The sequence below is a fragment of the Secundilactobacillus oryzae JCM 18671 genome, from assembly GCF_000740055.1.
GTDB classification, from domain to species: Bacteria; Bacillota; Bacilli; order Lactobacillales; family Lactobacillaceae; genus Secundilactobacillus; species Secundilactobacillus oryzae.
In genome coordinates, this window is record NZ_BBJM01000022.1 from 26,429 (window position 1) to 37,306 (window position 10,878).

Consider the following 10,878-nt stretch of genomic DNA (forward strand, 5'->3'; position numbering starts at 1 on the left):
AATGGCTAAAAAAAAAGTTATGCGCAAAATTGAACTCCCACTGGTCGATTTATTGGAAAACAAACGTAAGATTGATCTTCTTAGTAATGAAAAGCCCTTTATTATCCCAGAATATATTAAAGGTAATTTAAAGCACCAATTACGACCTTACCAAAATCAAGCTTTAGTTAATCTAGACTGGACACAGCGACAGCCATTAGCTGATTACCAATATAATCAATTACTTTTTAATATGGCCACTGGTAGTGGTAAAACAGACGTTTTAGCTGCCCTGATCTTGTATTTGTATACTGAATTTACTTATCATAACTTTCTTTTTGTGGTAAATACAAATGCTGTGGTGGCTAAGACTTATGACAATTTATTAAATACTGCTTCACCTAAATATCTTTTTTCCCAACCTTTGACTATCCATGGTCAAAGAATCGAGCTTCGCTCAGTAACTCGGTTTCCTAGTACACCAGAAGATGGTGTGATCTATTTAAGATTAGCAACTATTCAAGCCTTGACCAATGAGTTAAGTGAAACCAAAGAAAACAGCCTCACTTATGATGATTTTAAGGCTCATAAACTAGTTGTTTTAGCCGACGAGGCTCATCATTTTAGCGCTGGTACTAAAAGTAAAGAGGATAAAAAGGAACGTTCGTGGGAATATGTCCTGGATCGTATTCGTCAAGCTAATCAACATAATCGTCAATTTGAGTTTACTGCAACTCTAGATTTGCAAAATGAAGCGATTTATCAAAAATATCGTCAAAAGATTGTTTATAGATACGATTTAAGCCGTTTTATTCACCAAGGATATTCTAAACGGGTATATCGATTACAAGCAAATAACGACGATGAGAACAAAATGCTGAATGCTGTTTTACTTAGCCAGTATCGTAAGCGAATTGCCAACGACTTAAAAATACCTGATTTTAAACCAGTAATCTTGTTTAAATCTAATAAAATTGCGGTTTCTAAAGATGCCAGAGAAACTTTTTTAAGCATGATCTCACAGTTGAATATAACGGACCTAACCGATTTTCTTAAACATCAACAAAACACTAGCCATAGTCAAGCATTGAAACAAGCTTATGATTACTGGTTATCGCAAGATTTGGGTACTGCAATTGTTGAATTAAAACGTGACTTTCAGGCTATGAATACTATTAATGTTAACGATAGTGCCAAAGAAGGAATTTTAGGCGATTTAAATGACTTGTATAATCTAAATACCTTGGAAAGTTCTGATAATCCCTTTCGGGTTATTTTTGCCGTCGCTAAGTTAAGTGAGGGCTGGGACGTTTTAAACCTTTATGATATTGTGCGGATTGGTGAACAATCCACTACCTTGAACCAAACAAACAGTGAAGCTCAGTTGATTGGTCGAGGAGCACGCTATAATCCTTTTGTTTATCAAGGCGAAAACTCTTATACACGTCGTTTTGACAACCAGAATCCTAAATATCAGTTATTAGAGAGTCTTTATTACCACACTATCAATGATCCTAAGTACCTAGATAACCTTAAGAAGTCACTTGATAAGATGGACCTACCCGTTGAAGATGATAGTGATTTTGATGTTTTTGAAACTAATGTTAAACGGGCCTTTAAAAACTCTAAAGTTTATCAACAAGGTAATCTTTACTACAACGAAGTTGAACCTGTACCAGATAAAGAATTTAATTGTCTTGACCGTTATGGGGTTAATACCACCACAATGGCTGAAGTCAATTTGGTAGAGAGCACTTGGGAAACAAATTATAATGCTGTTGCTATTGAGAAAGATCCTTTAACAGAAACTAGATTTTTGTTTAAGTTTCGAGATGCCGTAATCTTAGTTAAAAAAGCCTTCTCACGTAATAAGTTCTATCGGTTTAACTCTCTGAAGCAATATATTCCTACTTTGAATTCTTTAAATGAATTTATGACAGCTGATAATTGGTTGGGAAATATTCGTTTGTATGCTCGTGTCAGCAATGGTTCACCAGCCTTAAATCGTAAGCAGCAACTTAAAGCAGTTGAACAATATTTAACTTTTGTTCAAAAACAGATTATTAATAACTATCAAAGACAACGCGGTACCAAGCGCTTTATTCCAGTTCCTATAAAATCCTTGATTAGAGACTACCAAAAGAAAGTTGCCAAACATTTTAATAAATCAGTCAGTGAAATGATCTTACCCTACTCAATGAAAAATAAACCTTGGTTTGTTTTTGAAGAAGCCATTGTTGATAAGCTGGAGAAGTCTTTAGTTGACTTAATCGGCGCGTTTGTTGACCGATTAAGTCAAAAATATAGTCAAATTTATTTATTTAGAAATGATGAACGCAATACTAATTTCAAGCTACATCAATTTAAAGGTCAGACAACTCATTATGCCGGTTTCATGCCTGATTTTATCCTCTATTTACAGAATAAAGATTTTTGTTATCAAATTTATATTGAGCCTAAGGGACCCCAATTGCTTGATCAGGATCAGTGGAAACAAGAACTCTTAGAAAGTATTCGTCCTGAAAATATTGAACTTGTTGGTGAGAATGATCAAGTTAAGCTTTATGGTGTTAAATTCTTTACTTATAATGATGGCAGAAATATTGAGCAAGAAATGACTGAATTGAAAATATTAAATAAATAGGAGGATGATCATGGGACATAAAGTATTTGTTTCATATAAATACAAAGATAGTGACGTTTCACCTCTAGAAGGGTACAGCAAAGGAACTGCAAGAGATTATGTTGATTATCTTCAAGATAACAAATTTAGTGGTGATGATCTAAATAAAGCTGAAAATGATGACGAAGACCTAAGTGCATTTAAAGATGAAACCATACGTACAAAATTAAAGGATAAGATATGGGATTCATCAGTTACTTTAGTTTTAATTTCCCCCAATATGGTCGAAAAATATAATTTAGAAAAAGATCAGTGGATTCCCTGGGAAGTTGCATATTCTTTACGCACACAAACAAAAGCAAATAGTAGAAGTTTGCCGAACGCTATCATTGCGGTTGTTCTTCCTGATAGATTTAACAGTTATGAATATTTCATTACAAGTTGGACTTACAAGGACAAAGATGATCAAAAAGAAAAAACAGTAAGAACAATACACACAGATAATACTTTTCAAATAATAAGGAAAAATATGTTTAATCAAAAAAGTCCTATTACAGAAGAAATAGATGGGAGAACTGTTTATTTTGGGGAATGTTCATATATTATTACGGTTGAGTGGGAAGATTTTATATCAAACATCGATAGTTATGTAGATCGATCAATTTCCTTGAGGGACAAGATTGATGAATATAATCTTTGTAAAGAAGTTTAATATTCTAATTCATTTTATTGGAGCATATCTTACATGAAAAATGGTGAAAATAAACGTTTGCACATTCAAATGATTGAAAATATTATAAACCGTATGTCATCTAATTCATTCCTTATAAAGGGGTGGTCATTAACTATCCTTGGAGGATTAATAACCGTCTATTTAGCAAATATTAATAAACCTATGAGTTACTTGATTTTGTTATTGTGTCTCTTTTTTTGTCTAATATTTTGGATTAGTGATACTTTTTATCTTAGAGAAGAACGATGCTTTCGAAGTCTATATGAGATTGTAAGAAAAAAAGACGAAGAAAACATTGATTTTTCAATGAACCCCATTAAATCAAAAGAAACTTTTTTGCGTTGTATGTTTAGACCTATTTTTTTAATGTCTTACCTGCCAATATTTATAATTATTATACTTGCGATAATTATTAAATTCATTCACTAGATAAGGGTCCATAATTACCAAATCGCCCCTCGAAAACGTTGAAAGAATAACCCCCAATATCTATAATGTAGATATTGGGGGCTATTTTCCTTAAATACAGTATAAATGACCTCTTTTATTTGCCATTTTTTCGATACCTTTTAGCACGATTTTGACCAGGAAATAAACGATCATGCTTACCTTGAAGGTGAAGGAAATCGAAGCTTAGAATATTGGCGAAAGGTTCATAAAGATTTTTTTGAAAAGGAATATTATCAGGCTGGAAAAGTATTCACAGATCGAATTCCATGTATCTGTGAAACTTTTAAAGTCGTGTATAAGTAAGAATCTGGCCACTAGGGTATACCCTAGTGGCCTTTTTTGATTCTGTGCTATACTAGGAATTACAAATGTTCATTAGAACTGTCCAAAAGGAGAACTGAAAATGGCTAAAATCGGTTATGCGCGTGTGAGTTCCAAGGAGCAACATTTAGATCGACAGTTAGCGGCTTTAAAAGACGTTGATAAATTATTTACGGATAAATTAAGTGGGGCTAACACTAATCGGCCAGAACTGCAAAAAATGCTGGCCTATATTCGTGAGGGTGATATTGTCCTGGTCACTGAACTAGATCGCTTAGGCAGAAACAACCAGGATTTAACTCAGATCATGAACTCCATTCAAAATAAGGGTGCCACCCTAGATGTGTTGAATTTACCGTCCATGACGGGGATTGCTGACCCCAATTTACGTCAACTCATGACCAATCTCATTATTGAACTGTATAAGTACCAGGCTGAAAGTGAGCGTAAGCGGATCATTGAGCGTCAACAACAAGGGATTTCTCTGGCCAAGCAGCAGGGCAAATATCATGGACGCAAACCCCAATACACCCAAGACGATCCCCGCTTGCAACATGCTTTTAAACTTTATCAGGCAGGCATGAGTGATGTAGATGTTGCCCGTAATACAGGGATTAAACGGACGACCTTTATCAGATATCGCAAAAAATATAGAATCTTTAAAAATGAGCTTTAAAAATGAGTTAATTGTCAGCTTAATTATTTAATAAATTGTTTGTTTATTTATTTGTCTACTAATGATATAATTAAGCTAGATGAAGGAGGTATCAAGATGAAGATTATTACTTTTACTGCTATCAAGGGTGGTGTTGGTAAAACAACCTTGACTTTAAATTATGGTGATTGGTTAGCCAAACATGGTAAGAAGGTTCTATTAATAGATTTAGACCATCAGTGCAATTTAACAACCGTTTTTGAAAAAACACGACGAAACAATACCATCGCTGAAGCGTTTAAAGAAAATGACAATGCTCAAAAAGTAAAAATTGACAGTGTCGGACCGAATCTAGATTTAATAGCCGGTTTTATAGACCTAGATGTTTTAGGAAGTTATCTAGAAAATAACAGTAACAAAGAAATGATGTTGTTCATGTGGTTTAAAAACAACTCCGATTCATTAAGCTTAACCGACTATGACTATATCTTAATTGATACGCACCCAGATTTTAGCACCATCACTAAAAACGCTATTGCTATCAGTAATTACCTGCTTAGTCCCATTACACCCAGTGAACATGGCTACAATGCCAAGTTTGACCTAGAAACACGACTCGAAAAATTCAGAAAATCACTTTTTGACTATCGAACTGGCGAAACTTACGTTGACGCAAAGCTTTTCTTTATCGGTAATATGATTAGACATAATACAAGCATGTCTCGCGATTTGCTAAAACACATAGAAGGCGATGAAACAGTCGCAACTATAATTCCTGAAAGAGAGCTCTTTAATAAAGCTACTGCAAGGCACGCTTCAATATTTGAATTAGCCAATCATGATGAATCCATTTTAAAGCAAAATCAAAAGTTCATAGAACACGCCGATCATCTTTTTCAAGAATTAGCAAATAAAACCAAGTAAGGAGAGTTAGATTATGAGTTTAGATTCATTCAACCATAAAAAAGACGAAGAAATGAGAGAAAGTTACGAAACTACATTGAAAGACAACAAGAAAGATGCAGTCGCATTTTTGAAAAATATCAGCCGAAAGGAAGTAGAGCGTAAGCGATCTGTGACCTTCTCAATTACTGAAAGTCAACTTAAAAAAATGGATACGGCTGCCCGAAAAAACGGATTTAAAAATCGTTCAGAATTCTTAGCTTCAATCATAGATGCAATTTAGCAGTTAAATAAATAATTAATCAAACAAGTAAATACGCAATTTGTTCGCTTGATTAATTTGTGATTAGGTAAAAACTAGTAAAGTGCACTAAACCAAATACGGTTGCCTGTAGGTAAGCGCTATGCTAGACTAAGATTAATTTAACAACCGAATAAATAGATCAAGCTAAACAGAAAAATCCCCGATTCACGAGGAATCGGGGATTTTAGGTTTAGCAAGTAGCTAATAGCGAGCTACTTAGATTCAGACGATTTAGACCGCCAAGTTAAAATCGTCTGAACATTGTTCTTAATTTGTAGGTTAATTATACCGCAAACCAGTCCTATGGGACAAGTGAAGGATAGTTAAAAACAAATTGAATCCAATGGGCTAAGTGGCTAACCAATGCTATTTAGTCCATTTTTGTTGTTAGAAATTAAAAAAAGTTGCCGTATGGGCAACCCAGAATAGACACATGCCGGTGAATTTACAAAGCCGATCACGTCCAATGTTCGCTTTGTAATTCAGTTAAAGCATATCAGATTTGTATTTTAAAACAAGTCAGATGTTTTAGCAACTCTCTTTAAGACGACGTGTGTCAGTTAAGAAAGGGAGCTTTTATTATGGATCAATCAAACTTCAACTTTACAAATGCTAAAAGGGCCTATGAAGTAAAGTTTTACGCTTTGCCGCAGATCTTACTCCAAGGGGAAAAATATAAGGATCTTAGCGATAGTGCCATTTTACTTTATTCGGTGTTACGCGATCGTCTAAGTTACTCACTAAGCAATAATTGGGTTGACGAAAATAACAACGTATATTTCATATACACAAACAATGAACTAAAAGATTTACGAAACTGGTCAAATAATAAAATCAATAAGATTAAACACGAATTAATGGACGCGAACCTTTTGTATCAAAAACATATGGGGTTTAATCCAAGATCAGGCAAAAACGAACCAAATAGATTATATTTGGCAGATTTGGAAGTAACAGCAAAAGACGTTTATATTAAGCGAGAGCCATTAAAATCGCCTGAACCCCTTGGTACAAGCGGACTTCTCAAAAAGAGAAACCCGCATGATACCGTTGAACCCCTTGGTACAAGCGGACTTCTCAAAAAGAGAAACCCGCATGATACCGTTTCTGATACGTCTGAATCCCTTGGTACAAGCGGACTTCTCAAAAAGAGACAAGATCTAGACTATACTAATAATTTAGATACTAATAGATACAATATAGATACTCAAAAGTTGGACTTTTCCACAGCCCATTTTTCACCAGCAGAACTAGAAACCCAAAACCGAGATTTGGTGACCCATGCTAATGACTTCTTAACTGATGAAGACAGTGGCTTACCGGTTTTCTTAGAACCCGAAGCTGTGCAACTACTTAGTTTTTGGTGCCGTACCCCGCAACAAATGCGCCGGTTTATTGGTATCATCTTGAATGCTAAATATCGAGTTGAAAAGGATCATCAGGACATTGGCGTCATAATTCCACTTGATGATGAGGAACTGAAGCCTTTGATGACTAAAGCCTTGAGACGCTACTTTAACGCCCTTAGAAGCAATGAGAAGCACATCAAGAACGTGGAAAACTACTTGTACGGCACCATGCAAAACCTATTTGGCGTTTGGTGGAATAAACAAGCGGCTAGAGAATATGCGGCCAAACACCCCGAAGAACAGAACACTGACAATGAGCCTTATTGGAATTAAACGCCGTATAAGCTCATTTAAGCCGTTTTAAGTGTTACATGCATAATTTATTAAAATCGCTTTAAAATCGCTTAGAAGCAAAAATAGACACCTTGAGTGGCTGAATTGGCGCTTGGTGGAATAAACAGGCGGCTAGAGAATATGCGGCCAAACACCCTAACGATGAGCGTGCTTAAAACTAAAAAGGGATCTGGTGCAAACAGTGTGAGAGATGACCATCTAACCAGCTATTGATCCTATGTTGAAGGTTATGCAGCTAACAATGCTTCTAATTCGTCCACGACTGAGAACCCGAATTATCAGATCGGTAACGAGATCCTGCGTACAATTGTGCCTACGCAGGATAGCTGGACTAAATTTTTAGTACCGGTCAGTCAAACTGCTGAATCTACTGGTATGGTTGATGGGGATCAAGCGCTTTTAGATCAACATACGCAAGTTCGTGCGGCGTTAGCAAACGTTCAGCCAAATCGGGTCATCACTTTAGGCGGTGATTGTGCGGTATCGGCAGTGCCATTTGATTATTTGCATGGTCGATACCCCGATGATTTTGGCGTGATCTGGTTAGACGCTCATCCAGATATCTCGACAGTCAAAGACAGTCACCATTTTCATGAAATGGTCGTATCGAATTTGTTGAAGGTGAGTGGCTCAGGATTTGATCAAGATATTGAACATCCATTGCAACCCAATCAAGTATTTTTTGCTGGCTTGATCGAAGCTGATTTGCGTCCAATGGACCGCTTAGTTAAAGACTTAGGCATCGCAGTTGCAACACCAGAACAGTTAGAAAACGGCTCGCCAATCAAAAGCTGGATGGCCCAAAATGGTATCAAGCATGTTGCCGTGCACTGGGATCTGGATGTTCTTGATCCAGATGATTTCAAGTCAATTTTACCGGCAGAACCATATCTTGACCGGAGTCAATTTGGTGCAGCCATTGGGTCAATGACTTTAGATCAAGTGATCAAGTTGTTAACTGATGTTGGCACTGATGCTGATCTGGTGGGCTTGACGATTGCTGAACATATGCCTTGGGACGCGATCCGGTTACGGAAAGGCCTAAGTAAACTGAAAATTTTTAGTGAATAAAACGGCTTGTCTTAAATGTCTACAATGACATGTTCTTTCAAGTAGATCAGTGATGATATTGGCTCACCAGGACAGTTCTTGGTGAGCTTTTTGTGCGTTAGCTGGATTCATCGTGAGTTTTTCTCTTGAAAGAGCGTCTGGAGCAACTGCTAGTTGCATTTTCAGTTGCATTTGCTTGCTACTTTTGAGCTAAAAACGCGCGTATACTATTGCTCATTGGAGGATTTGGTCATGGATGAAAAACAAATTATTGCCACAAACATTCGCAGCTTGCGTCAAAGCAAAAAGTGGTCTCAAGAAGCAGTTGCGGAACAATTACATGTCACTCGGCAAGCTTATGCCAAATGGGAAAATGGAGACAGCTTGCCAGACCTATTGAAGTGTGTCGCCTTATCGAAGCTGTACGACGTTGATCTCAACGACTTGGTGACGTATGACGCCAGCGCTACCGGTATTCCTATTGGACCGGCGGGCAAGCACCTATTTGGCGTTGTGTCCGTTGGTAATGGTAATACAATCGCGATTCCTGATGCGGCTATGAAGACGATGAAGTATCAAATAGGCACAAAATTAGTGCTGCTAGGGGACACCAATCCAGGAACGGTCGGACTGGCAATGATCGATGCCAGCCAGTTTATGGCGCAAACCGGCCCGGCATTTAATCGTTTATTTGAGGACCAAGACTCATGAGTGTACTGACAGTGGATCATCTTACTAAGTCTTATTCACGATTTACTTTAGATCCAGTCAGCTTCAATTTAGAAGCGGGCAAGATCTATGGCTTGATTGGGTCAAATGGGGCAGGTAAATCGACACTCCTTAAATCGATTTTAGGGTTGGTCATTGCCGATAGCGGGGAGGTAGAGGCCTTTGATCAACCACTTGTTGAGATGAAATCACGGATCGGCGTTGTCCTTGGCGGCATTGATACATATATGGATAAGCGATTGTCGACTTTGACTGTAGTGACCAAGCGATTCTACTCAAATTGGAATCAACAACGCTTTGACGATTTGTGTTCCCGATTTTCACTTGATTTAAGCAAAAAGCCGCGTGAACTTTCCACTGGTATGAAGGTCAAATATCAACTGGCAGTGGCGTTTGCTCATCAAGCGGAACTGTTGGTTTTGGATGAACCCACGGCAGGACTTGATCTGGTAGCGCACCGCGACTTACAAAAACAACTCCGTCGATTGGCTGATGAAGGGGTGACGATTTTGCTGGCGACGCATTTAGTCGATGACTTGGAACAATGCGCAGATGAGTTGTTGGTACTAAGCCACGGCACCTTACAAGCCCAAATGTCTCTTGCGGAGTTTATCGCAACTCATCAGACGCCCGCAACACCAACGTTGACTGAGATGTTGTTGGCAATGGAGGAAAACGATGTCGCTTAACTTATTGATCAAAGAGTGGCGCCTTGGCGCACACCCGAATTTGATCATCTTCATGTTGATGGGACCGTTGGTATTAGTACCAGCCTACCCACTGTCAATGATCTGGCTATTTTTGACTATCGGCGTCTTTATCTCGTTTACATACAATCGAGAAACTGGGGATCTCACTTACACGGCGAATTTGCCAGTATCTCGAAATCAACTGGTTTTGGGAAAGTTCTTGCTTGTTGGCTCGGCACAAATCATTAGTTTAGTTGTGACCACGATTTTCATCGTGGTACGGCAGCTCTTGCCATATCACCAAAATCCAGTGGGGTTAAATGCCAACGTGATGTTGTTAGCCGTCGGTTTTCTGTTTGCCGCAGGGTTTAATCTCACCTTCATGCCAGCGTTTTTCAAAGCGCCAAGACGGGTGGGGCATGCCTATTTGCTTAGTATGCCGATCTTGCTAGTTTTGGCACTCGTCACAGAAGCTTTACCGCACTTTCCAGGGCTATATTGGTTGGCTGCGACAGGTGTGACGCAATGGCAACAAGTGCCGTGGTTGATGGTCGCCATATTGATTTATGGCGTGGCCACAGGGTGGAGTCTACATCGATGCCAATCATATTTTTCAAAGGTCGATCTTTGATTGTTTAAAGGGATCTGGTGCAAACAGTGTGAGAGATGACCATCTAACCAGCTATTGATCCTATGTTGAAGGTTATGCAGCTAACAATGCTTCTAATTCGTCCACGAC

Annotated in this window: 11 protein-coding genes; all 11 read left to right on the forward strand. The window is 38.0% G+C overall.

Translation table 11 applies throughout. The features are described from left to right. The first annotated feature begins 1 nt into the window (after position 1). The 11 genes from LOSG293_RS06820 (at position 2) to LOSG293_RS06880 (ending at position 10,770) form a co-directional block, all read left to right on the forward strand. A complete protein-coding gene (locus LOSG293_RS06820) occupies positions 2-2,623 on the forward strand; it encodes a DEAD/DEAH box helicase family protein (protein ID WP_034528484.1) in 2,622 nt (873 codons plus the stop codon). A gap of 10 nt (positions 2,624-2,633) precedes the next feature. Continuing rightward, the gene (locus LOSG293_RS06825) at positions 2,634-3,314 is read left to right on the forward strand and encodes a TIR domain-containing protein (RefSeq protein WP_034528486.1); all 681 of its coding nucleotides are present in this window, start codon (positions 2,634-2,636) and stop codon (positions 3,312-3,314) included. 612 nt (positions 3,315-3,926) lie between these two features. Then, positions 3,927-4,088, forward strand: a complete 162-nt coding sequence (locus LOSG293_RS06835; RefSeq protein ID WP_081919925.1) for an ASCH domain-containing protein — start codon at positions 3,927-3,929, stop codon at positions 4,086-4,088. A 100-nt stretch (positions 4,089-4,188) separates the two neighbouring features. After that, positions 4,189-4,782: a recombinase family protein gene (locus tag LOSG293_RS06840; protein WP_034528490.1), complete on the forward strand. Its 594-nt coding sequence runs from the start codon at positions 4,189-4,191 to the stop codon at positions 4,780-4,782. 96 nt (positions 4,783-4,878) lie between these two features. Further along, complete coding sequence (locus LOSG293_RS06845; protein WP_010010267.1) at positions 4,879-5,685, forward strand: ParA family protein; 807 nt, start codon at positions 4,879-4,881, stop codon at positions 5,683-5,685. A gap of 13 nt (positions 5,686-5,698) precedes the next feature. Further along, positions 5,699-5,947 (forward strand): ribbon-helix-helix domain-containing protein, encoded by a 249-nt coding sequence (locus LOSG293_RS06850; RefSeq protein ID WP_002825834.1) that lies wholly within the window; start codon positions 5,699-5,701, stop codon positions 5,945-5,947. Between the two features lie 602 nt (positions 5,948-6,549). Beyond that, positions 6,550-7,650, forward strand: coding sequence for a replication initiator protein A (locus tag LOSG293_RS06855; protein WP_034528494.1), 1,101 nt, complete (start codon positions 6,550-6,552; stop codon positions 7,648-7,650). Positions 7,651-7,980: 330 nt separating this feature from the next. Then, the gene (locus LOSG293_RS06865) at positions 7,981-8,742 is read left to right on the forward strand and encodes an arginase family protein (protein ID WP_152551117.1); all 762 of its coding nucleotides are present in this window, start codon (positions 7,981-7,983) and stop codon (positions 8,740-8,742) included. Between the two features lie 231 nt (positions 8,743-8,973). Continuing rightward, a complete protein-coding gene (locus LOSG293_RS06870) occupies positions 8,974-9,432 on the forward strand; it encodes a helix-turn-helix transcriptional regulator (RefSeq protein WP_034528496.1) in 459 nt (152 codons plus the stop codon). Next, entirely contained in the window at positions 9,429-10,139 is a 711-nt protein-coding gene (locus LOSG293_RS06875) for an ABC transporter ATP-binding protein (protein WP_034528498.1), read from the forward strand. Before LOSG293_RS06870 ends, LOSG293_RS06875 begins: the two co-directional genes overlap by 4 nt. Next, positions 10,129-10,770: an ABC-2 transporter permease gene (locus LOSG293_RS06880; RefSeq protein WP_034528500.1), complete on the forward strand. Its 642-nt coding sequence runs from the start codon at positions 10,129-10,131 to the stop codon at positions 10,768-10,770. The genes LOSG293_RS06875 and LOSG293_RS06880 overlap by 11 nt, the downstream gene beginning before the upstream one ends. Positions 10,771-10,878 lie beyond the last annotated feature (108 nt).